The sequence below is a fragment of the Paenibacillus sp. FSL R10-2748 genome, from assembly GCF_038005565.1.
Lineage (GTDB): Bacteria > Bacillota > Bacilli > Paenibacillales > Paenibacillaceae > Paenibacillus > Paenibacillus polymyxa_B.
The window spans coordinates 890,292-911,635 of record NZ_JBBOTK010000001.1 but is presented as its reverse complement, the minus strand read 5'-3'; the positions used below and the strand labels follow the sequence as shown (position 1 = coordinate 911,635).

Annotated in this window: 27 protein-coding genes; 22 read left to right on the top strand and 5 right to left on the bottom strand. The window is 44.5% G+C overall.

The window, feature by feature from the left end; genetic code table 11:
• Positions 1–42: 42 nt before the first annotated feature.
• Both NSS66_RS04345 and NSS66_RS04340 read left to right on the top strand, forming a co-directional pair.
• On the top strand, positions 43–1,911 hold the full coding sequence (locus NSS66_RS04345) for a B12-binding domain-containing radical SAM protein (RefSeq protein WP_028543002.1): 1,869 nt from the start codon (positions 43–45) through the stop codon (positions 1,909–1,911).
• A 184-nt stretch (positions 1,912–2,095) separates the two neighbouring features.
• Positions 2,096–3,409: an alkaline phosphatase gene (locus NSS66_RS04340; RefSeq protein WP_023987703.1), complete on the top strand. Its 1,314-nt coding sequence runs from the start codon at positions 2,096–2,098 to the stop codon at positions 3,407–3,409.
• Positions 3,410–3,613: 204 nt separating this feature from the next.
• Here NSS66_RS04340 and NSS66_RS26800 read toward each other — a convergent pair whose 3' ends face one another.
• Positions 3,614–3,703 carry a putative holin-like toxin gene (locus tag NSS66_RS26800; RefSeq protein ID WP_007429455.1) on the bottom strand — a complete coding sequence of 30 codons (90 nt, stop codon included), beginning with the start codon at positions 3,701–3,703 and terminating at the stop codon, positions 3,614–3,616.
• A 396-nt stretch (positions 3,704–4,099) separates the two neighbouring features.
• Positions 4,100–4,375 (bottom strand): hypothetical protein, encoded by a 276-nt coding sequence (locus tag NSS66_RS04335; RefSeq protein ID WP_028543001.1) that lies wholly within the window; start codon positions 4,373–4,375, stop codon positions 4,100–4,102.
• Between the two features lie 141 nt (positions 4,376–4,516).
• Here NSS66_RS04335 and NSS66_RS04330 point away from each other — a divergent pair, with 141 nt between their 5' ends.
• Both NSS66_RS04330 and NSS66_RS04325 read left to right on the top strand, forming a co-directional pair.
• On the top strand, positions 4,517–4,705 hold the full coding sequence (locus NSS66_RS04330) for a hypothetical protein (RefSeq protein WP_028543000.1): 189 nt from the start codon (positions 4,517–4,519) through the stop codon (positions 4,703–4,705).
• A gap of 53 nt (positions 4,706–4,758) precedes the next feature.
• Positions 4,759–5,283, top strand: a complete 525-nt coding sequence (locus NSS66_RS04325) for a hypothetical protein (protein ID WP_049828510.1) — start codon at positions 4,759–4,761, stop codon at positions 5,281–5,283.
• A 552-nt stretch (positions 5,284–5,835) separates the two neighbouring features.
• Here the strand turns inward: NSS66_RS04325 and NSS66_RS04320 are convergent.
• Together NSS66_RS04320 and NSS66_RS04315 are read right to left on the bottom strand one after the other, a co-directional pair.
• Positions 5,836–6,441, bottom strand: a complete 606-nt coding sequence (locus tag NSS66_RS04320; protein WP_023987704.1) for a DedA family protein — start codon at positions 6,439–6,441, stop codon at positions 5,836–5,838.
• A gap of 15 nt (positions 6,442–6,456) precedes the next feature.
• Complete coding sequence (locus NSS66_RS04315; RefSeq protein WP_250272556.1) at positions 6,457–7,032, bottom strand: class I SAM-dependent methyltransferase; 576 nt, start codon at positions 7,030–7,032, stop codon at positions 6,457–6,459.
• A gap of 284 nt (positions 7,033–7,316) precedes the next feature.
• Between NSS66_RS04315 and NSS66_RS04310 the strand changes: the two genes are divergently transcribed.
• The 15 genes from NSS66_RS04310 (at position 7,317) to NSS66_RS04240 (ending at position 17,580) form a co-directional block, all read left to right on the top strand.
• Positions 7,317–8,153: a hypothetical protein gene (locus NSS66_RS04310; protein ID WP_076158129.1), complete on the top strand. Its 837-nt coding sequence runs from the start codon at positions 7,317–7,319 to the stop codon at positions 8,151–8,153.
• A gap of 80 nt (positions 8,154–8,233) precedes the next feature.
• Positions 8,234–8,596: a FlxA-like family protein gene (locus NSS66_RS04305; protein ID WP_279831678.1), complete on the top strand. Its 363-nt coding sequence runs from the start codon at positions 8,234–8,236 to the stop codon at positions 8,594–8,596.
• A gap of 298 nt (positions 8,597–8,894) precedes the next feature.
• Positions 8,895–9,323, top strand: coding sequence for a GNAT family N-acetyltransferase (locus tag NSS66_RS04300; RefSeq protein ID WP_053324927.1), 429 nt, complete (start codon positions 8,895–8,897; stop codon positions 9,321–9,323).
• 11 nt (positions 9,324–9,334) lie between these two features.
• Positions 9,335–9,796, top strand: a complete 462-nt coding sequence (locus NSS66_RS04295; RefSeq protein ID WP_339201665.1) for a hypothetical protein — start codon at positions 9,335–9,337, stop codon at positions 9,794–9,796.
• 152 nt (positions 9,797–9,948) lie between these two features.
• Positions 9,949–10,440 (top strand): 8-oxo-dGTP diphosphatase, encoded by a 492-nt coding sequence (locus tag NSS66_RS04290; protein ID WP_053324929.1) that lies wholly within the window; start codon positions 9,949–9,951, stop codon positions 10,438–10,440.
• A gap of 15 nt (positions 10,441–10,455) precedes the next feature.
• Positions 10,456–10,677 carry a hypothetical protein gene (locus tag NSS66_RS04285; RefSeq protein WP_053324930.1) on the top strand — a complete coding sequence of 74 codons (222 nt, stop codon included), beginning with the start codon at positions 10,456–10,458 and terminating at the stop codon, positions 10,675–10,677.
• A gap of 38 nt (positions 10,678–10,715) precedes the next feature.
• Positions 10,716–11,237, top strand: coding sequence for a GNAT family N-acetyltransferase (locus tag NSS66_RS04280; protein WP_053324931.1), 522 nt, complete (start codon positions 10,716–10,718; stop codon positions 11,235–11,237).
• A gap of 28 nt (positions 11,238–11,265) precedes the next feature.
• Positions 11,266–11,715: a hypothetical protein gene (locus NSS66_RS04275; protein WP_023987715.1), complete on the top strand. Its 450-nt coding sequence runs from the start codon at positions 11,266–11,268 to the stop codon at positions 11,713–11,715.
• 24 nt (positions 11,716–11,739) lie between these two features.
• Positions 11,740–12,243 (top strand): DUF1572 family protein, encoded by a 504-nt coding sequence (locus tag NSS66_RS04270; RefSeq protein WP_053324932.1) that lies wholly within the window; start codon positions 11,740–11,742, stop codon positions 12,241–12,243.
• A gap of 153 nt (positions 12,244–12,396) precedes the next feature.
• Positions 12,397–13,431, top strand: coding sequence for an NAD(P)/FAD-dependent oxidoreductase (locus NSS66_RS04265; protein ID WP_053324933.1), 1,035 nt, complete (start codon positions 12,397–12,399; stop codon positions 13,429–13,431).
• 224 nt (positions 13,432–13,655) lie between these two features.
• Positions 13,656–14,375 (top strand): HEAT repeat domain-containing protein, encoded by a 720-nt coding sequence (locus tag NSS66_RS04260; protein WP_316243455.1) that lies wholly within the window; start codon positions 13,656–13,658, stop codon positions 14,373–14,375.
• 52 nt (positions 14,376–14,427) lie between these two features.
• A complete protein-coding gene (locus NSS66_RS04255; protein ID WP_053324935.1) occupies positions 14,428–15,093 on the top strand; it encodes an HD domain-containing protein in 666 nt (221 codons plus the stop codon).
• A 170-nt stretch (positions 15,094–15,263) separates the two neighbouring features.
• Complete coding sequence (locus NSS66_RS04250; protein ID WP_076158111.1) at positions 15,264–16,325, top strand: SPFH domain-containing protein; 1,062 nt, start codon at positions 15,264–15,266, stop codon at positions 16,323–16,325.
• On the top strand, positions 16,322–17,323 hold the full coding sequence (locus NSS66_RS04245; protein WP_023987720.1) for a sugar kinase: 1,002 nt from the start codon (positions 16,322–16,324) through the stop codon (positions 17,321–17,323). The genes NSS66_RS04250 and NSS66_RS04245 overlap by 4 nt, the downstream gene beginning before the upstream one ends.
• A 77-nt stretch (positions 17,324–17,400) precedes the next feature.
• Entirely contained in the window at positions 17,401–17,580 is a 180-nt protein-coding gene (locus NSS66_RS04240; protein ID WP_023987721.1) for a hypothetical protein, read from the top strand.
• Positions 17,581–17,656: 76 nt separating this feature from the next.
• On the opposite strand, the gene NSS66_RS04235 is transcribed toward NSS66_RS04240, so the two are convergent.
• Complete coding sequence (locus tag NSS66_RS04235; RefSeq protein ID WP_023987722.1) at positions 17,657–18,748, bottom strand: LuxR C-terminal-related transcriptional regulator; 1,092 nt, start codon at positions 18,746–18,748, stop codon at positions 17,657–17,659.
• 172 nt (positions 18,749–18,920) lie between these two features.
• Here NSS66_RS04235 and NSS66_RS04230 point away from each other — a divergent pair, with 172 nt between their 5' ends.
• From NSS66_RS04230 to NSS66_RS04220, 3 genes are all read left to right on the top strand, one after another.
• Positions 18,921–19,724: a class I SAM-dependent methyltransferase gene (locus NSS66_RS04230; RefSeq protein WP_340858831.1), complete on the top strand. Its 804-nt coding sequence runs from the start codon at positions 18,921–18,923 to the stop codon at positions 19,722–19,724.
• A complete protein-coding gene (locus tag NSS66_RS04225; protein ID WP_028542983.1) occupies positions 19,711–20,796 on the top strand; it encodes a saccharopine dehydrogenase family protein in 1,086 nt (361 codons plus the stop codon). Before NSS66_RS04230 ends, NSS66_RS04225 begins: the two co-directional genes overlap by 14 nt.
• 147 nt (positions 20,797–20,943) lie before the next feature.
• On the top strand, positions 20,944–21,339 hold the full coding sequence (locus NSS66_RS04220) for a hypothetical protein (protein ID WP_023987725.1): 396 nt from the start codon (positions 20,944–20,946) through the stop codon (positions 21,337–21,339).
• The last annotated feature ends 5 nt before the right edge of the window (positions 21,340–21,344 follow it).

The window sequence follows — 21,344 nt, the reverse complement described above, 5'->3', positions numbered from 1 at the left end:
TAGAACAGAACAGTTCATGCAAACTATAAAAGGTTGTGACCTATGAAAGTCATTTTATCAACATTAAATGCAAAATATATTCATACCTCGTTGGCAATTCGATGCCTCAAAGCCTACAGTGAAAAGGACTTTGATATCGAGCTGGCGGAGTACACAATTAAGGACCCGGTGATGAACATCGTATCCGATTTGTTTCAACGGGGGGCAGATGTCATCGGCTTTTCCTGTTATATTTGGAACATTGAAGAGACGATTAAGGTCATTGATGTGTTGAAAAAGATTATGCCCGAGGTCAAAATTGTTCTGGGTGGTCCGGAGGTATCCTACGATACGGATCACTGGATGAAGCGTTTGGCGAATGTGGATTTTATCGTGGTTGGTGAAGGAGAGGAAACATTCCATCAACTGCTGCAGGAGCTGGAAGGGGATCGCAAGTTCCATTTTGTCTATGGACTGGCTTACCGTAAGGGAGAAGAGGTTATTCAGATGCCCGGCCGCCCGAAAGCAGACTTGAACGAGCTGCCGTCGCCCTATCGTTTTGCAGAGGATATACCGGAACTCGGGAAACGGGTTGTTTATTTTGAAACGAGCCGGGGCTGTCCGTTCAGCTGCCAGTTTTGTCTGTCCAGCATTGAGGTTGGGGTACGTTATTACGATATCGAGCGCACAAAGTCAGATATTTTGTATCTGATCGACAATGGGGCCAACCTAATCAAGTTCGTGGATCGGACGTTTAATATTAAACGCGATTATGCACTGGAAATGTTCAAATTTTTGATTGAAAATCACCGTGGCTGTGTCTTCCAGTTTGAGATTACGGCAGATATTATGCGTCCTGAAGTATTGGATTATTTGGCGGAAAACGCGCCGCCGGGCGTATTTCGTTTTGAAATCGGCGTCCAATCAACGAATGATCCCACCAATGAGCTGGTTAAACGTCGCCAGAATTTTACCAAGCTTTCCCGTACTGTTACCAAGGTCAAACAAAGCGGTAAAATCGACCAGCATTTGGATTTGATCGCCGGATTGCCCTTGGAGGACTACAACACGTTCCGTAAAACGTTTAATGACGTTTTTGCGCTCGGCCCGGAAGAGCTTCAACTTGGCTTCCTCAAAATGCTGCGTGGCACCGGACTGCGTATCGACGCAGACAAGTATAACTATACGTATATGGATGTTGCACCGTATGAAATGCTGAGCAATGACGTCCTTTCCTTTGCCGATATCGTCCGGCTCAAGCGCTTGGAAGATGTATTGGAGAAATACTGGAACTCTCATCGTATGGATCATACAGTCAACTATCTGATTGAGCGTGAATTCTCGTCCGCTTTTGATTTCTTTCAGGAATTCGGAGACTACTGGGAAGGACAGGGCTGGCAAAAAATCGGACATCAGCTCGAAGACTTGTTCACGCGTCTCCAGTCCTTTCTGGAATCGCGTGGAACAAAGCGAATGGATATGGTGCTTGGACTGATGAAGCTTGATTATTTCCTGAACCATAAATACAAGCCGCGTAAAATCTGGTGGGAGCATACCTTGGAGAAGGACGATTGGTCCAGCTACATGAAAATGATTCTCCAGCACCCGGACGCGCTGTTGTCACCTGCGGTTGCAGATTTAGTGGCAGATGCGAGCAAGGAGAGTACAGGTGAGGCGAATGTAGGCAATCAACAGCCTCAGCCATACCGCGAGATTATTCCAGCCTTTGCTTCATTGAAGCTGAGTGAAAAGGAACTGCAAAAGCACGCGGTGCTGGATGTACTGCCATTTAGTCTGGATCATATCCTGAGTGGGGGAAGCCCATTGACAGCCGAAGGCCGCACGCTTCTGCTTGTAGTCTATCAGCAAAATGGACAGCAAAAACCGCTCTACTACACCATGCCGATCGGCAAAAATATCGCCGCCATTTAAATATAGACGCCAGAGGGCATCGACTTTGATAAACCAAGAGTCGGTGTCTTCTTTTGTTTTATAAAAAACAGGTGGTCACTCCAAATTTTACATTCGTGTAATCTTTTGCTTTACGATGCTTTACAAAGCAGATATATGATTACTTTATCATATATGAATATTAAATTTATTGGAGTGTGACCTTGTGAAAAAGCGTTCGATGAAAAAGAGTATCCTTGCTTTCGGTGCCATTACCGTTTTGAGTGCGCCATTGTTATCTGCTAATATTCCTAACGCTTTTGCAGCCTCATCTAGTACCAAGTCTACTACCGCACAGGTATCCAAAGGACTGAAAACCTCGTCAGCGAAAGTCGATGCTCCTAAGAATGTCATTCTCTTTATCGGCGATGGTATGGGAGAAGCAAGTCGCAACGCGATTCGCTTGGCGACGGTAGGGAAATCGGGATTACTTGAAATGGACAACATGCCTGTAACCGGCTTGGTTAGCACAAGTTCAGGGGATAACCTGGTTACGGATTCTGCCGCCGCTGCGACTGCAATTGCAACAGGTGTGAAAACGTATAACGGTGCGATCGGAATGGACTTGAATAAAAAACCAGTGACAACGATTATGGAGCTAGCCAAAAAAGCAGGCATGTCTACAGGTGTCGTGACGACAAGCCAAGTGACAGACGCAACGGGGGCCGCCTTTGGTGCGCATGTCGAAAAACGCTCCGCTCAAAGCGAGATTGCCAAGCAGTATCTGGAGAAAAGCAAGGTGGATGTTATTCTGGGCGGTGGTGAGGATTTCTGGTACCCTGCAGGAACAGTAGGCAAACATCCAGATGCTCCGGCAGAAGATCCTGAGGAAGCTAGTAAGGGAACTCAAGGAAATTTGGTAGAACAAGCGAAGAAGCTGGGTTATAGCTATGTGACAGATCAGACAGAAATGAAAGCAGCTAAAGGTTCTAAGTTGTTAGGGCTGTTCGCCAATGAAGAGATGTTTCAAGCTCACAACAAGCTGGGTAACTCTTACAACCCAACGGTTTCTTTACCGGATATGACGGCTAAAGCGATTGATGTTCTTTCCAAAAACCAAAAAGGTTTTTTCCTGATGGTAGAGGAAGAAGGAACGGATGAGATGGCGCATGACAATGAAGGTGAGTTAACGATTAAGGCCGGGCAACAGCTCGATAAGGCCGTTAAAGTAGCTAAAGAGTATGCCAAAGCGCATCCAGATACATTAGTGTTGGTGACGGCAGATCATGAAACGGGCGGTTTGGCGATTGAAGGCGAAGATGCGGAGGATGAATCCGGTGAAGGCGTCTCCAAAGAGGATGGTCCTTTTACTGTAAAAGGCTCTAATGAAAAGTTTTATATCGACTGGACCACAGGAGGACATACATCTGTTGATGTGGCGTTAACCGCGATGGGCCCCGGATCTTCTCAGTTTAGCGGGAATTACCCGAATACTGCCATTCATGACAAGCTGGTTAAGCTGCTTCAATTAAAGAAGTAACGTAGGGTGAAAGCTGCCTCTTAAAAAGATTTTCCATATTGGCAATATGGTTTTTCCTGTGATAAACTAAAGCTAATAAGTATATACTAAAAAAGAGTAAGGATGCTACCAACATCCTCACTCTTTTACAACAGCCGCTTATAAGGGCGGTGGCTGTAGGGTTGGATTAGTAAAATAGACCGCTAACCTTTTCCAGAGGGCGGTCTATTTCTTTTTGTTGAAGGAAATAATCAAGATCACCAACGTTGCAAATTGAATCATCAACATTAATGTATCTTTAACCTCCACAGGCATCACCTCCTTTGCAGGAGACTAGCCGACCGCCCATCTAAGCCATTCTGTTGTTAGTTTATAGTATATCATATGGATAGTATTGCTAAAAAGGACAAACCTGAACTAAAAAGTTACCTGTCGTGCCACTGCGCAGTCGGATGGTGCTTCCCATCGCCACCGCCCCCGGATTTCTTGAATTAGTCTTTGTTTAAGGTGGAAATCCGGGGACAAAAGCGACCGCTTCGCTTGTACAGCACCATTCCGCCTACTCCGTTTTTGTGTTTCATTTTTCGAGTTCAACTTATTTAGCCGAATTGACAATTTTGACGCAAGTAGAGTGCGCAGTTTTGGTCAAGAATATTATTTGGGCTAAAGTTCTCCTAACAGGGATAGAAGTTTCTTTTTAAAGTGAAAATATTAATCAGATAAAATTTGGTTTAAACAAACGCCATCTTTCAAGCCTTGTTCATACATAATAGATTCAACCATGCCTTGGAGTAGAGTAGTATTGGTATCATAATCGTAAAGAGTTTGTATGTATTCCTTTGGCAAGCAATCATGTAAAATAGAAAAGAGTTGATTACAGTCTTTCATTAAGTCTTTGTATTCTGGAGAATTAGCCAGCATCGACCCAGCTACATGTTCCAGGCGAATAGAAACGAATTGATTAAGGGCTTCTTGTATAGCTTTCATTTATCTTCCTCCATTATGGTGACATCAAAGTGAGATCATAATCTTATTTTAAGGTGACATCATTTTGATGTCAATAGGGTGCGTAAATGGGTTATCACAATGCTATAATAATGACATCACTATTGTGAGGAGTTTTAAACAATGACAACGAATAAAAAAGCATTTACTTTGCGATTAAAACCAGAAAACTTTGAGAAGATCAAATATATAGCTGATAAGAACAAACGATCAATTGCTAAACAGATTGAATATGTACTTGAACAGCATATTGAAGAGTTTGAAGAAAAAGAAGAAAAAGATAAGAAAGGTGATTCTATTACACAAGAATAACTTAGGGTTAATTAGTGTGGATAAAAATAAAAGATGTGTGAGGGGGAATATGCGTGAACGCTATATTAATTAATTCACGCCAAATTCCCTTTTTTACTGATCTAAAGTTGGTTTTCGAATCCATAAGTAATATCCAAACGGAATATAATTGGCTACTTACTGGGTTAGAACTGAATTGGATACCGGACGATCTTTTGGAGTATGTCGAGCAGAATCTGGCTTTTGAAGAAAACGGGTATGGAAACACGAAGTTATGGATGACTGGGGAACAACTGACACGTCTTGTACATAGATATGAGATTCAATTTATTTGGGGAATGCTCATGGGATTTGAAAAATCTGAGGCTGCAGATGTTGGTGCATTAGCTATGCAGTCCTATTCAAATGCCTATGAGGGCTGGTGGCAACTGGAATCGACAATGCAACATCCCAAAGCGAAAATTGAAGTTATTTGCTGGGATTCAACCTTAACTTTATTTCTCAGTAAGGATCAAACCGTAGTCCAGAGCTTTAAGGCTTATTTTAAAGACGCAAGAGATTTGGATGAGTATAATTTTGAGGCTAGTAACCGAGTTTAGAACAGAAGAGAATAATGAGATCTTTACCAACTGCAGTTAGCAAGCGACCATTATGGGCTGATCCTATAGCTCTGTTCTTTCATGTGAGGAATAAAGTCTATATAAGCTGAACTGAAGAAATGTACATGGAAAACGGAGTAGACGGAATGGTGCTGTACAAGGAAGCGGTCGCTTTAAAAGCTTTCCGTAGGAAAGCTCGCTTCGGAAGCATCACCTCCCCGGATTTCTACCTATAAAAGATTTTACTTGAAGAATCCGGGAGCGGTGGGAAGCACCATCCGTCTGCGTAGTGGCACTAAGGTAACTTTTAAATTCGCTTATATAATTATCCAAGCAATAAAAACACGTAATTACGTAATATTGGTTATAATGAGGTAAGAATAATTAAGGAGCCGTGCTCTAACGCGGCTCCAGCATACAGCAACTGCATAAAGAGCAGTCGGCCGCGTAAGATAGATCGAGAATAGACCGTTGACCTTTGGTTAGGGCGGTCTATTTCTTTTTCAAGTAGGTAAGTAACGCCAAAATGAACATGCCGAATAAGCTCAACCTTTACTCCTCCGTTGTTTTCTTCCCCCACACAAATTTCATTATAAAAAATATAATTGTCAGCATGATGAGAAGCAATGCCATCTGCAGGCCATAACGATGGATCAGTTCTCCTGCTGCTTGTACATGATCGCCAAAGATACGTCCGAGCAGAAAGAAGATCAGCGTCCAGATCAAGCCCGTTGAATAAGAGAACAAAGCATAGCGCTTGAAGCTCATTTTATTGATTCCGACAATATATGGAATAATGTGACGGACGATCGGTAGCAAATAACTGATGCAAATAGTGAAGTTTCCATACTTATGTACTAATTTTTCCGAAAACGTAATGTACTTGTCCATTTTTTTCTTCCGGCGCAAACGTTCTAGAATCGGTGTACCCACGGTTCTCCCCAATACATAACCTAAGGACAAGCCTGATATAACCCCAAGATATACAATTAAAAAAGCGGGTAACGGGTGAAGTATGCCCATGCTTGTTACAGCCCCGCCAGTCATCACAATGACTTCATCCGGGATGGGCAGACCTACAATTCCGAGCCATAGAGAAAAGAATAATGCTGCATAGCCGTATTGTTCGATGATGGAAATTAAATATTCCACGTCCATACGCATACTCCTTTCTTATGCTTTCTTTCGGCATACATACACGAATGCGGGTGGAACGTTCATAGGCACAAACTTGATTTCTTCAATATCAAACCATTCACCTAACTGTTGCTTCATCTGTTTAGAGTATTGAAAGGCGACAAACATTCCTCCATCCCTGAGTGATAGATGAATTTGTTCTACAATTTGATTTCGCATCTCTTGTGGAAAATTGAAAAATGGCAGCCCGCTAATTATGCAGTCAAGCTGTTCTATTTGGGCATTTTTCATAGCAAGCTGAAGCTCACGCGAGTCGGAATAGCACAGATAATTCGGGAATCTTCTTTTTAAATTCTGCTGCATGGCCTGGTCCTTTTCAAAGAGTAAGACCTTTGGTTGAAATTTAGCAGCAGACGGGATGTATTGAGTAATTGCCCCCGTGCCAGCACCAAGCTCGGCAACAGCATGAACTTCACTCCATGGAATGGATTCTATCATATTTTTAGCTAAAAATCTGGAACTTGGTGTTACACTACCCACATATGCAGGCGAGTACAAAAATTTGAATAGGAACATAAGTCTCTCGTGAACCAAATGGCTAATACGGATCATACATCATTCCCCTACTTTCAATTTTTAGAATACGTTCATTTATTCTTTGCTAAGAGTAACAAATTATCCCTTTACTTACTCCTGTCTCGAGTAGGGTTAATACCCCCGTCCTGCGGAGGGGATTTTCCTTGACTATGGTCTAGGAAATAAAAAAAGAGTGGTATTAATGAGTCTGTATTTATTCAGTTATCATTCAGCATACCCTCAGGTTGCATTCAGATTTGCTGCCGATGAAAGGTAGGTGGGCAGCTAAAAACATTATGTACACTGAGAGGGGATCTACTTTGTCACTATCCATTAACAGGCATCTCATCACGACTTCCTATGATCAATCGAATACGGTGAAGTCAAATGAGAATGGACTAAATACCACGGGTCATACCACACACAAGAAATCTAACGATTCACTCGAATTGAGCAAGGAATTTATGGAATACACGGGAGGAATGCAGGCTCCACTTCCTACGGAAAACTACAGTAATGATTACAAGTACGACGACCAGGATACCATTGTACTAACTACAGACCAACAGAAAACGCTGTTGTCTGATCTGCAAAGTTATCTGATGTCTTCAAGTGCTTCCTCTGATACAGATGAACTTACCAATAGCACGAAGAATCCGTTGGCTTCGGTTAACGATTTATTAGCCGATGTGGATCTTTCGACGGCAACAGATGAGGAAGTATCGGAGCTATTCGATAAGATAGCAGAAACGATCCAAAATAATCGTCCTGCACCGCCGCCAGAAGGAGACCCGTCCCATCCTGAAATGGATAGCAGTGGTCTGCCTCCTATGATGCAGGCAATGGGTGGAATTATGCCTCCATTCGCATGGAATATCCAAGAGACTTCCAATCAAGAGGATAACGGTGCTACATCTGAGAAAGAGCTTACAGTAGATGAAAAAAGATCCTTGCTGAGTGATTTGCAAAGCGTTCTGAGTTCCAGTCTTATATCCGGGGCAACAGCTTCGGACAAAGATAAGGAAACAGATCTGCTTTCTACATTAAAAGACGCGTGGGGAAATACAGACGAATCGAATGCCACAGATGAAGAAATATCGGCTTTATTCGATGAAATCGCTAAGATTTTTGAACAATCTGTATCATCGTCGTCTTAGTCATTAGAGTGCAATACCATAGCTTAGAACCGGTTAGCCCACACGTGTAAACTCATACTTTTATAAAGGGGAAATCTCGTATGAACATTTCATCCACATCCAGCAGTTCTATATCTATTGCAAGCACTTCGTCTTCATCCAGTACCAACGAAACAGCTAGTCTGGAAAAGCAAAAAGCTCAACTTGAAGCGGAGTACAACAAGGTACAGCAAAGTAAAGATAATAAAGATAATAAAGATACAAAAGAAACAAAAATGAAGCAGCTTCAACAGCAAATTAAACAGATTGAAGCTCAAATTGCACAGCAAAGTTCGCAATCCACCAGCACGTCAACTCCAAAAATGGAAAAGCCCGCTCCAAGTAACACGGAAACAACTCGTATCAACAGCGCTAACAGTAGTGATATTACAGGAGTTGGGAAATCACTGGATATTTCAATTTAATCATCCCATCTTTTTTCCTGTAGGACAGACGATGGATACAAACGATAGCAGGCTCTCCGTTTCAGAGGGGCCTGCTTTTTTCGTTTACTAAATATTTTGCATGAATCCAGGGAGCGACTTTCAATCAGCGATATTTAGATTAGAATAATTCTGTCCATCTAAATTGAATCATGTGACTAAACATAGAAAAGTATATACAATATATAACAGTAGGAAGATGAAAGTATTTTAACCCTATTATTTTCTATATTTAAATCAGTAAGTGCTAGTAATCATTTCAAATTGGAGGATTTATGCCATGACGCTGGAACCTCAGATGAATCGAAGTAGTAGAGATGAAGCGCGTTTAGTCAGAAACAAGTTGATTGAGTTTAATGCGAAACACGTCCCAGCAGATATTCGAACCCGATACGAAGAGATTAATCTTACGCTCAAAGATGAAGATGGTCAGGTGATCGGCGGTCTCCTAAGTGTACTATGTTGGAACTGGGTGGAGGTTGATATTTTGTGGGTAGATCAGCGCTACAGAGGAAAGGGCTACGGTTCACAACTGCTTGGTGAAATCGAACAAATTGCTAAAGATAAAGGGTGTAATTTTATACAACTTAATACCTTTACTTTTCAAGCGCCCGAATTCTATGAAAAGCATGGCTATGAAGTCGTTGGTGTCATTGACGATGCTCCAAGAAGCTTTAAACACTATTATTATAAGAAAAGTATCTACTGAGGACTCTATATATGCGCGTACAGATCAAGGAAATAAATAAAGATCATCATATCATCATTCGTAGTATTGGCAAGGAAAAAGTATACGGCTACTGGACATATTTTTGGCATGAACTGACTTCTGGATATGCGTATGTTGTTCCGTATGAACAAAGCTTGAATAAGATGATTCCCGGCTGTGTCATTTCGGTCGAGACTTCTCAATCCAGTATAGAAGGGTTCAGAAGGCTGAAGTCTACTGAAGAGACAGGGATTTTTCGACCTCAACCCAAGCTAGGCGACTACTGGATTCAAGGAACGATACATCAAGTGATGCAGGGCGAAGCAGGCGGGATAGAATGTCTGGAGATTGTAATAGGAGACACTACGTTTATTTTGGATTCTGAAGAAATGAATGGTGATGTCAACGTTAAAGTGGGCGATGGTGTCGCCTTTGAAATCATAGGCCTACAGTTGTTTGACGAGGGACTGTGATCGCTCCAGGTTACCCCGCTAATCTAGTCTATGGTTAGAGTTATTGCGCTCTACAAAATAACGAGTTAAAGTATGAGAAATACCATATTTAACCACAGTTTGTCGGTGTGAAAGTAAAGCTAGATTATAGTGAATCGTGAATAAAGAAAGGTATGATCGGATTGACAACAGAAGTGACACACAAAATATATACCATGTGTATGATTCAAGACGGAAGCAAGGTATTGCTTATGAATAGACCCAATCGAAAGGGGTTTCCGGGTTATATTGCGCCAGGAGGAAAAGTAGAGTTTCCAGAAAGCATTGTGAATGGGGCCATTCGTGAAGTAAAGGAAGAAACAGGCTTAACCGTTAAGGAAATTGTATTTAAAGGAATCGACGAATATTGTGACCCAAGTCAAGGGCTGAGATATATGGTCTTTAACTATTTGGCTACAGCCACTGAAGGTGAGCTATTAAAAAATCCCCCTGAGGGAGAATTGCTGTGGGTGGATATGAAGGAGGCGCTAAATCTGCCGATGCAGGATTGGTTTAAGCGGAGATTTCCATTATTTTTTGAGCCGGGAACGTTTGAGGTTAGTTTCGTTTGGCTGGCGGATACAGATGAAACCCTGGAAGCAACGATTAAGAGCTACGGTGTGTAGAGATGACGACGACATTTGGAGAACGGCGAAGAAGAGTTGGCAAAGGGTTTTCTTACTGCTTACGCACAAGGGATGGAAGCCAAAGAAGGATTTACTGAGCGTTTCCGGGTGCATATGCTGCATCAGCAGATTCTAAACTGGGGATGTGCCAAAGCGATGAAGCGAGTCACTTGGGATAATAAGCTCTCTTTTGCAGATTGGGCGCAAAATTCATGGATATTGAAATATAAGCAATAGCAGATGAATTGAACGTTTAAAGAGGAGGCCGTGAGTGGATGCAGACCGTCAGATTGGTACAGCCGGATCAGGACTGGAAGGAAGCTTATCTTTCATTTTATGAGGAATGGAAACAGATCCAGGAGCATATGGTACCTTGGGTGATCTCTGTAGAGCCGTACGATTTTGAAGGTATGTTGACGCTTTTAAGTAATCAGGAAAATGGAATTAACCTGTCTGAAGGCTGGGTCAAAAGCTCAACATACTGGCTTGTGAATGCGAATGAACAGGTTGTGGGAGCAGTGAATATCAGGCATGACCTTAACGAACACCTAATGAATGCCGGAGGTCATATCGGTTACGGTATCCGTCCTTCTGCACGAGGGAACAGGTACGCTGTTACAATGCTGGCCTTGGCGTTAGAAAAAGCAAAAGAGCTGGGGATTTCCCGAGCCTTGGTCGTATGCGACTCCGATAATATCGCCTCCAAAAAAACAATCATACAAAATGGCGGAACGCCGGACAAGGATTACATAGAGGAAGACGGAAACCGTGTAAACCGGTTTTGGATCGAACTGTGAGTGAGAAAGAGGGGAACGCGAGAAGCTCATGAAATTATGGCCTGAATATGCGCAAAACATCATTGTTGGTGTTATCTTTGAAGGGGAATGGAATTGGTATGTGACGGAAAGAGAGTATTGGTTTTTGAATACCGAGATGGAGGAACGGTTTGGTATCCCTATTTTGGATGAAACCACAGTGGGAGCATTTTTGGATCACATCTGTGAATATAAGGTGGCTACTGGGGAACTAACTTCAATGCTCCAGTTGCTTGATGGTGCTATTCAGCATCAGGATGAAGTGTTGGAGTTCTGTCCTGCTCTGTATGTTAACTTTGATGAAAAAGTTCTCTATTCGCTATTTCCTGAGCCAGCCTCGTTTGAACACTATGTCCCAGCGGGGTGGAAAGGGGAATATCAAAACTTTTTGAACGAGGTACCTTCACCTGAACAGTATTGGATGATCGAGGGAAGTAATTTTTTTGAGAAATTCACTTGATAGGACGAAGGAGGAAATAAATATATGGATTCTTCCATGCATGAGTTTAAAATCATATCCAAGCACAGAATGTACGATCAATATTTGGTAAAGTTGCGGGCATGCATTGTGCTTTTGGATGAACAGGTGCTATGGCGCGTAGGTGAGACGGAAACGAATAGCATTGGTGGGATCATCAACCATATCATGGTGCATGTGCGCAGAAACGCAGCCAAGCTCATAGATCCGACGATTACATACAAGCAAGGAATGGAGGATAGCTTTATACCTTCCATGCAAAACAAGGAACAACTGATGGATGAGGTAGAAGAAGCTTTTTCATCCTTCTGTGCAGCATTGGACCATACGGGGGCGATAAATATGTATGACGTATACCATGTGGTGGAGCATACGGCTTATCATCTGGGGCAGATCATAGACCGAGTTCAGAAATTGGCAGATCACCGTTTTCAATTTGTACAGACAGGACTAAATGAAAAAGCATTGCATGCGATAGTGCAGCAATCCTTGCATAATCTACGAGAATAATGGAAGCAGTAGCTATATAAACCTATAAAATGTAGTTCTAAGGTCACAAAAACCTCTGTAATGGTCATGTTTTTATTTCTTAATTGATATTGATAATTATTATCACTTATAATAGGAGCAGACATATTACGTTATGATAGGGAGAGTTGCAGAGTGACAGTGTCCTTGGAATTATATGATGTAACGATCATCGGCGGTGGTCCTGCCGGTATGTATACCGCATTTTACAGTGGAATGAGAGATATGAAAACCAAGCTGATCGAAGCCAAGCATGAGCTGGGCGGACGAATGCGCATATACCCAGAGAAGATGATTTGGGATGTCGGGGGGGTTACCCCGGTTTTATGTGAAAAGCTGATTGATCAGCTGGAGCAGCAGGCGCGGACGTTCGAGCCTACCATTGTGCTGGGACAGCAGATCACTGGTTTGGATCGGCAAGAGGATGGCACGTTCCTGCTAACTTCTGCCACAGGGGAACAGCATTGGACACGCACGATCGTTCTGACAGTAGGCTATGGTATTCTCAAAATGGCTAAGCTGGAGATTGAGGGGGCGGACCGCTATGAGGTTACGAACCTGCATTATACTGTACAAGAGCTGGAGCCATTCCGGGGCAAGCACGTCCTGATTTCCGGTGGAGGCGACTCGGCGGTGGATTGGGCAAATGAGCTAGAGTCTATTGCGGCGAGTGTGACCGTCGTACATCGTCGGGATCACTTTGGCGGACATGAGAAAAATGTAGCTCGTATGAAATCATCCTCGGTCCGTGTCCTCACACCATACGCGGTGAGTCAGCTACATAGCAACAATGGAGAGACGATTGAACAGGTGACGATCAGTCATGTAGATACGGGCGAAATACAGGTGTTGAATGTCGATGCTGTCATCGTAAATCATGGACTTAAATCCGACTTCGGCCCGCTTCGGGATTGGGGGCTGGATATGGGTGAGTGGCATGCCCGAGTGAGCGAAAAGCTGGAAACGAATCTGCCAGGTATTTTCGCGGCAGGCGATTTTGTCGAATACGGAAGCAAACTGTATCTAATTGCCGGTACGTTCACAGATGCCGCCCTTGCACTGAACAGCGCCAAGCTGTACATTGATCCAGCAGCTGACAAAGCGGCATATGTATCTTCTCATAACAGCCGATTCAAGGAAAAAAACCGCGAGCTTGGTGTCGTAGAGTAAGAATACGGAATAAGTTATATAGGATTAGAAATAGGGCAGGGAAAATGTAAAAGAACTTCCGCGACTACGATTTGTGTGGTTTTGGAGGTTCTTTTTTTGTCAGGTTACTGACTTCTCGTTCTAAAGGTTGGATAGCATACACCATATAGAATAAAATGAAGAAAGCCTGTCCTTTTCGGTCTTATATAGTAGATTTTGAGTAGAGAAGATAAGGAGCGTGAAAAATGAGTTTACAAGAGGTACTTGAACGGCTAGCATTTCATCTGCCAGACGACATGGTGGAAGCTTTGCATGTACATAGCAAGGAACGAGAGGGACGGAACGTTCAGCTTCGACTCATGAATGGGCAAGAGCTTGCCGAGGGCATCAAGTGGATGGGGCAGATGGAGGTATTTAAACATATCGTCCCTCTATGGACGGATGATCATTCTAATTATGTTGGCATATATGTGGAGGGGCCGTTAGCATATAAGTTGTGTTATATAAGTCACGAAGAAACGGATTTGTCACCGGCGTACAGAAATGTGGTTTCTCTGATTGCAGAGTTGGAGCAAAATCCAGCACTGGAGTGGGAACAGCTCCGTAAGGATTATCCGTCCGGCGAGGACATTAGCACAGAACAATTAGCGGAAGATATTCGTTGCATGAATGAACTAAGAGCCTTGCTAGAAAAGGATTCACCTGTGGATGATGATGTGAGATGTCAGCATCTTTATAGCTTAATGGCGATCACGCCTACCTGCGAACTAGACTCATTGCTTCCCTATTTGGACGATGAGGATATGTATGTACAGGAACGAGCATGTGTCCTTTTAGGACATCATGGATATGAACCAGCGACCGAATTATTAAAAGAAGTGGTGAAGCACGGAAGCCCGAATGGGAAACTGGCAGCCCGTAAGGCGCTCTCAATGATTCGCAGTAAGCAGATGGCCAAGCATTAAAAAATTAAACGAACCTACCATAGAAAGTATGGACGGGATTGAAAGGTGACATATGGAGAGACGAACGGAGCAACAGGAAGCGATTTTGGCAGATATTATTCAAAAGGCGGAGCCCTTTGTACAGCAGCAGTTGGAGCATGATCATAGTGGTCACGATTGGTGGCATATAGACCGGGTGAGAAAGCTGTCCCTTAAAATTGCTGCCAAAGAGGGCGCAGATTCGTTTATTTGTGAACTGGCAGCACTGCTGCATGATGTAGCGGATGAAAAATTAAATGATTCCAAGCAAGCGGGCCTGGATAAAGTAGAGCAGTGGCTGCTTCTGCATGTAAGTGATCCAGATGTGATCACGCACGTGATGACTATTATAGCTACGATGTCCTACAATGGTGGACAAAACCCGCCTATGGAAACGCTGGAAGGTCAAGTTGTGCAGGATGCGGATCGGTTGGATGCTCTTGGAGCGATTGGGATTGCAAGAACCTTTATGTATGCTGGCTCAAAAGGCAGTATGATGCATCACCCGGATAAAGACTTTTCACAGCATGATTATCGTGCCGCAGGTAAAAGTGCCATATACCATTTTTACGAAAAGCTGCTCAAACTCAAGGATTTAATGAATACCGCTTATGCCCGAGAGCTGGCGGAAGTTCGGCATCAATGGATGGAGATGTACTTGGAGCAATTTTATAGAGAATGGAATGTGGATGATAAATAAAGTGTTTCAATAAGGCTGTTTCCTCTAACCGAGCATATCGGAGGGGAAATGGCCTTTATTTTTTTATAAATGTCATATTGATATTATCGAAAATGTGTGTTATTTTATTGTTAATAACAAAATGATAATAACAAAATATTATAAACTATAAAGAAAGTGAGGAAGTGGCTATGTTTGGATTTAATTTTGTTAAATTTCAGCCCAGTGAATATGTGATGAAGGTGAAAAACGGGAAGGTGGTTCGGGAGGGTGTTGGATTATCTTTTTATTACTACGCCCCGACCACCTCGGTTGTTGTCGTGCCCGTCTCTTCCATTGATGCGCCGTTCATGTTTGAGGACATGACGAATGATTTTCAGGCGGTGACGGTGCAGGGGCAACTAACTTATCGAATTGTGGATTATCGGAGAACGACGAAGATTTTAAACTATACGTATGACTTGAAGGAACGACGCTACATTTCGGATGATCCGAGCAAGCTGGCCCAACGGGTGATTAACATCGCCAAGGTGCTTACCAAAAAGTATTTGGAGCGTGTCCCGCTCAAAGAAGCTGTTCAGTCCAGTGAACGTCTGGCCCAAAATATGACGAAGGATATTGCACAGCATACGGAAATGGAAAAGCTCGGCATTGAGGTTATGGGACTGTCGATTTTGGCGATTCTACCCAATAAGGAGACGATGAGAGCGCTGGAGGCTCAAGCGAGAGAAGAGATTCTTCGCAACGCGGATCATGCTTTGTATGAGCGTCGTAATGCATCTATTGAGCAAGAGCGGCGTGTGAAGGAAAACGAGCTGAACACTGAGATTGCAGTAGAGACGAAAAAGAAACAAATCCGCGAAACTCAACTCGATGCCGAGCGTTCTGTGAAGCAAAAGCAAAGCGAGATGAAAGAGGAGCAGCTACGATTTGACACAGCCTTGGAGGAGAAAAAACGCGAGCTGATTGAGCTGACTGTAACAAATAAAAAGGCGGAAGCCGATGCCAAGGCCTATGAGCTGACAGCAGTCATGAAATCGTTGCAGGATGTTGAGCCGAACGTACTTCAAGCTATGGCCAACATGGATATGAGCCCGGATAAGCTAATTGCGATTGCATTCCAGGAGCTTGCAGAAAATGCAGGCAAAATCGGTCAGCTGAATATTACGCCGGATCTGCTGCAAGGTCTCATGTCAGATACGGGAGCTAGCGGATCAGCAGGATCGAGAGGGTCTGGAGGAAGAACACGATGAGCAGCCGAATGACAGAGCAGAAGATCATTTTGGTGAAGCGTAAAACGCGACTGGAGGAACTGATTGTCCGATACAATACGGTGCAGCAGGCTCGCTTCTTTATGGAACGGTTGGGTGCGGATTTCAGTGATTATGTGCTGGAGGACGAAAATTACCGCAGGGCGGTGGCAACGGCAACGTCGGAGTTAACAGCCTTGGGTCGTGTTCAGATTGTGGAGCGGGAGCATGTGCCGAACTTTATTTTTGGTGAGCAGGATACAGTGGTGGTGTTGGGTCAGGATGGGCTGGTAGCCAACACGTTAAAATATTTGACCGAGCAGCCACTTATCGGTGTGAATCCAGATCCATTGCGCTGGGACGGGGTATTGCTGCCGTTTACTGTATCCGACCTGCGCTGGGTGGTGCCGGATGTGTTCGTGCACAGACGGCCAATTAAGGAGGTTACGCTGGCTAAAGCCCAATTAAATGATGGCCAATCCTTGTATGCTGTAAATGATTTGTTCATTGGGCGCAAAACTCATGTCTCCGCGAGATATGAGCTAAGGCTGGAGGATCAAGTAGAACAACAATCATCCAGCGGCATTATCGTTTCAACCGGATTGGGAGCGACAGGCTGGCTGACCAGTGTGCTGGCTGGAGCGGCCGGAATTGTCGGCAGTGCTACACGGCATCCAATCTCGCTGACTCCAGGCCAGCTGATGCCCGGTGTAGCCTTCACTCAGGAAGAGGCAGCAGACGGAATGAGTCATGATCATCGTGCAACTTGGAGTTCGCCATCGCTTTATTTTACGGTGAGAGAACCATTCCCCAGTCGAACGACTGCTGCGGAACTCGTGTTTGGTCAGGTAGCAGCCGAAAAACCGCTACGGATTGCATCGCAGATGCCGGAAAATGGAGTTATTTTCAGTGATGGAATAGAAAGCGACTTTCTGGAGTTTAATGCTGGCATTGAGGCGGTCATTGGACCGGCGGAGAAAAAAGGGCATCTGGTCGTGTAGAGGTTTGTACAGGACGGCAATGGGTAATTATGAGTAAAGTACAACCATCAGATGAAATTAAAAAAGGAGGAATCAACATGAGCGACTACACTCAAGACGAAGCGAAAATCCGCAACAAGAAGGACGAGGACGGAGATTCCTTGATGGAGAAAACGAAGCTGGAAAATGGCGTGGATATCGAGCCTGAGGCTGATGAATGGATTGCGAAGCCCTCACCAGTGTCATACGATGATACGAACTCCTCTTCGAAGAAATAAGGCTCTTGCGTCCAAATAGAGCAGTGATGCAAAGACAGATGATCCCTAATCGGGTCATCTGTCTTCTTTACATAGGTTAATTGAATCTAGAATATACCTTCCATACTAGCTCACGACGGCTGCTTACATCTGTTTTCAAGAAAATCGCTTTCAGATGATCCTGCACCGTGTAGGCAGTAATATGAAGTGCGCTGGCCAGCTCCTTGGTCGAAAAGCCCTGAACAATGAGTTGGACAATTTGTCTCTCTCGTTCGGACCATGAGTACACCTCGGCCATAAGCGGTAGCATGTCAGTTGCTTTAGCAGCCTCAAACCATACGGCTAGCTGCTTCTGGCCCGTATGCTCCTGTCCGCCTTGCAGAAGGGTGGCTCTGATGGTTACCCATGGGGTGCCTGCGTCTGCGGAAGGGATACATAGTCGGGCTGGTGCAGTGGCAGTAGATAGCGCTCGCAAGCATACCGCCCGAACAGGAGCCGGAAGGCTGTCTTCATGGATTCCCTCCTGCTGCCGAAGCAACTGTAGCCACTGCTCTGCTACTGTATTGGACGAGATCGGTTCTAGCTTATCGGAAAGCATTAGAATCCCTGGCTCAAGTTCATTTTCCGTGATCATGGCAGGGGCTGGAGATAAACCGACACTGGCCTGACGCAGATGGTAGGCTATGGACGGCGCTAATGCTTCAAGCAGTTGTTGCTCTTCCTCGCTGAATACAGGCTTTCCATGATGACGGAACAACGTAAGAAATCCCCAACAGCTCCCTTTGTACATAAATGGAACACGTAGCTCGTCCCCGAATCCGGCGGGTTGCAAAACATCTCTATATCGTGTGCTCCGATCCGGTTGGCCTTGTGTAGACCCATGTAGCGTCGCTACAGACTGTCCTTCTCGCACCAACTGATCATATTTCATCATATCGTCGTGCAGATATTCGTATTCCAGCAGTTTGTTATGAATGTCCTCCACACCCGACTCTGTAAATGCCCCCGTGGAAAGCAGCGTACGCGGATCTACTGAGGTGCAGCACGCCGCATCGAAAGCAATCTGAGTACGCAAGCGGTCGATTAGGGTGTGCTTGTACGTTAGGGATGAGGGTGCTTTTCCCCCCAGATCAATGATTTGCTGTCGGGCGTCCTTAAGTTGTGCAAATTGCGTGTAGTGTGCGTTCATCATTTACTCCTATCGTGAAAGCTGGAGATTCTCAAGCGCGATTATTAAATCCCACATTTATGGGATGGTGGATATTCGTATTGTATTTATAATTGAGAATGATTCTTAATAAAATCTACAATAAACGAATGGTCTGAGAAGATCAAGGCTAAATGTTTGGAGGAAAGCACATATGAGACATACCCCTATTGGAAATACGGACTCAAACCAACCTATGAGCTGGAATCATCCGAATGTGCATAAGTACGCGGATACGATTGCTTTAAAAATACCTGGATATGCTCATTTGTATGAGATGACAGACTGTCTGATAACCGCACAGCTTGAGGCACAAGCTCATACTAGAAATATAGATCCAAATATGCTAATTGTCGGTGCTGGAGGCGGTCAGGAATTGATAACGCTCGGAGGGCGCCATGGAGCATGGTCCTTTACGGCAGTCGATCCCTCTGAGCACATGCTGGATTTGGCACGTAAGCGTGTGACACATGCGGGCATCAGTTCAAAAGTATCGTTTGTTGCAGGTACGTTGGAAGAGTTGTCTGGAGAACAGCACGAAAAGCACGGCGAAGAGTCATGCAGAGAACCGGTCTATGACGCTGCTACCTGCCTGCTGGTGCTTCATTTTCTTCGGAGCTTGGAAAGTAAACAGGCATTGCTACGCCAGATATCCGCTCGACTCAAGCCGGGTGCACCTTTTTGTCTAGCTTCTATTAATGGGAATCCGCAGGAGCCTTCTTTTTCCATCCAAATGCAGGCATGGAAAGGTCATATGCTGAGTCAGGGCATTTCACTCGAGGATTGGGAACGATTCGCTGCTTCCATCGGTCGTGAGTCAAACCCGGTGTCCAATGCGGCAATACAGGAGCTGTTGATAGAGGCAGGCTTTACCCACATCACCCGGTATTATGGCGCTTTTTTAGTAAATGCATGGTTTGCGGTTAAAGAGGGAGAGACGACTTATGACAAAGGATAACATCATCATCATTGGCGGGTATGGCCATGTTGGAAAAATTATATGCACGGAGTTAAGTGAAATGTTTCCCGGCAAGGTATTTGCCGCAGGTCGTAGTCTGGAGCGGGCCACTGAATTTAGTAGACAATCGAATGGTAAGATACGGCCCTTGCAGCTAAATATTCATGAGCCGATGGACCCGTCGATATTAGAGCAAGCTAAATTGGTTATCATGTGTCTGGATCAGGACAATACGGCCTTGGTACGTGCCTGTCTTCGACATGGGGTGCATTACATGGATATTACCGCGAATGCGGCCTTTTTGAGTCAAGTGGAGCAGTGTCATCAAGAGGCTCGAGCTTATCAGGCCACAGCCCTGTTAAGTGTAGGATTAGCTCCGGGGCTGACCAATTTGTTAGCACTGCAAGCGACACAGCTCATGGATCAGACGGATGAGTTGAATATATCTTTGATGCTGGGCTTGGGGGATCGACACGGTCAGGCTGCCATTGAGTGGACAGTAGATCAGATTCATGCCGATTTGGAGGTTATAGAACAGGGACGCCCTGTGACTCGAAAAAGCTTTACCGACGGAATAGTAGCAGACTTTGGTGCAGGAGTGGGTCGTCATCGGGCGTATCGATTTCCTTTTTCGGATCAGCAGACACTTCCTCGTACGCTCAAAGTTCCTACGGTTAGCACACGCCTTTGCTTCGATTCGCGCTTGACCACCCGGCTTCTGGCAGGGCTTCGAACGATAGGAGTATCAGGTTTACTCCGACAGAAAACTGTGCGTGATGCTGTAGTTCGCAGCTTTGGCAAGATACATCTAGGAGGGAATGCTGTAGCGGTCAAGGTAGATGCCCGAGGAACGCTCAATGGCAAGGAGACGAAGGTCGAATGTCGGCTGAGGGGGCACCATCAATCTGATTTAACCGCTAAGGCAACCGTCTTTGCAGCGCTCGCCCTGTACCGTTCAGAACTTCCATATGGTGTATTTCACATGGAGCAGGTTTTTTCGTGGAATCGCATGCAGGCTTGGATGGGGCAGCAAGTAGCCGTAGATATTCAGGTGAACGGACAGCAAGTATAGAAGTCATATATATTATAATAAAGGACTCTCATATAATCCAAGCTTATTCAGCAATGTATTGCGGATAGGTCTTGGATTTCTTTTCCTATTGAATTACACTAGAAAGAAGTACATATTTTTGGAAAAGACCTAAGGGGATGATATGAAATGTGGAACCCCTATGAAAATAGCAGACAGCATACGCACGATTTTACAATAAAGTATCGATTTTACACGCCGGAAGAAGGAGGCAGGAAACAGCTGCCTATTCAGGGGTACCGCTGCGATTTTGCCTATGAGAGCGATGATATCACGACGACGGGAATTTACGCCATACATCCTGAGTTTGAAGATGGAGATGGTCAATTGATCATGGATACCGAGCGTCCGGTTCACCGGGAAGGACAGGCGAGAATGTGGGTTTTGTTTGGAGAAATGAGGGAAAAGGTACACCGACACCGCATACAGGTAGGAACGAGGGGATATTTTATGGAAGGCCCGCGCCGTGTTGGTGAAGTTGAAGTTACAAGCTTGGTAGGCCTCTTGACCAATCCGGTCAACTAGCTAGC

Bases quoted from the DNA above. Each gene is read 5' to 3' on its own strand.
- NSS66_RS04345 (WP_028543002.1), top strand. From the start codon at position 43: ATGAAAGTCATTTTATCAACATTAAATGCAAAATATATTCATACCTCG.
- NSS66_RS26800 (WP_007429455.1), bottom strand. From the start codon at position 3,703: ATGCCTGTGGAGGTTAAAGATACATTAATGTTGATGATTCAATTTGCA.
- NSS66_RS04335 (WP_028543001.1), bottom strand. From the start codon at position 4,375: ATGAAAGCTATACAAGAAGCCCTTAATCAATTCGTTTCTATTCGCCTG.
- NSS66_RS04330 (WP_028543000.1), top strand. From the start codon at position 4,517: ATGACAACGAATAAAAAAGCATTTACTTTGCGATTAAAACCAGAAAAC.
- NSS66_RS04320 (WP_023987704.1), bottom strand. From the start codon at position 6,441: ATGGACGTGGAATATTTAATTTCCATCATCGAACAATACGGCTATGCA.
- NSS66_RS04315 (WP_250272556.1), bottom strand. From the start codon at position 7,032: ATGATCCGTATTAGCCATTTGGTTCACGAGAGACTTATGTTCCTATTC.
- NSS66_RS04305 (WP_279831678.1), top strand. From the start codon at position 8,234: ATGAACATTTCATCCACATCCAGCAGTTCTATATCTATTGCAAGCACT.
- NSS66_RS04300 (WP_053324927.1), top strand. From the start codon at position 8,895: ATGACGCTGGAACCTCAGATGAATCGAAGTAGTAGAGATGAAGCGCGT.
- NSS66_RS04295 (WP_339201665.1), top strand. From the start codon at position 9,335: ATGCGCGTACAGATCAAGGAAATAAATAAAGATCATCATATCATCATT.
- NSS66_RS04290 (WP_053324929.1), top strand. From the start codon at position 9,949: ATGATCGGATTGACAACAGAAGTGACACACAAAATATATACCATGTGT.
- NSS66_RS04280 (WP_053324931.1), top strand. From the start codon at position 10,716: ATGCAGACCGTCAGATTGGTACAGCCGGATCAGGACTGGAAGGAAGCT.
- NSS66_RS04275 (WP_023987715.1), top strand. From the start codon at position 11,266: ATGAAATTATGGCCTGAATATGCGCAAAACATCATTGTTGGTGTTATC.
- NSS66_RS04270 (WP_053324932.1), top strand. From the start codon at position 11,740: ATGGATTCTTCCATGCATGAGTTTAAAATCATATCCAAGCACAGAATG.
- NSS66_RS04260 (WP_316243455.1), top strand. From the start codon at position 13,656: ATGAGTTTACAAGAGGTACTTGAACGGCTAGCATTTCATCTGCCAGAC.
- NSS66_RS04255 (WP_053324935.1), top strand. From the start codon at position 14,428: ATGGAGAGACGAACGGAGCAACAGGAAGCGATTTTGGCAGATATTATT.
- NSS66_RS04250 (WP_076158111.1), top strand. From the start codon at position 15,264: ATGTTTGGATTTAATTTTGTTAAATTTCAGCCCAGTGAATATGTGATG.
- NSS66_RS04245 (WP_023987720.1), top strand. From the start codon at position 16,322: ATGAGCAGCCGAATGACAGAGCAGAAGATCATTTTGGTGAAGCGTAAA.
- NSS66_RS04240 (WP_023987721.1), top strand. From the start codon at position 17,401: ATGAGCGACTACACTCAAGACGAAGCGAAAATCCGCAACAAGAAGGAC.
- NSS66_RS04235 (WP_023987722.1), bottom strand. From the start codon at position 18,748: ATGAACGCACACTACACGCAATTTGCACAACTTAAGGACGCCCGACAG.
- NSS66_RS04230 (WP_340858831.1), top strand. From the start codon at position 18,921: ATGAGACATACCCCTATTGGAAATACGGACTCAAACCAACCTATGAGC.
- NSS66_RS04225 (WP_028542983.1), top strand. From the start codon at position 19,711: ATGACAAAGGATAACATCATCATCATTGGCGGGTATGGCCATGTTGGA.
- NSS66_RS04220 (WP_023987725.1), top strand. From the start codon at position 20,944: ATGTGGAACCCCTATGAAAATAGCAGACAGCATACGCACGATTTTACA.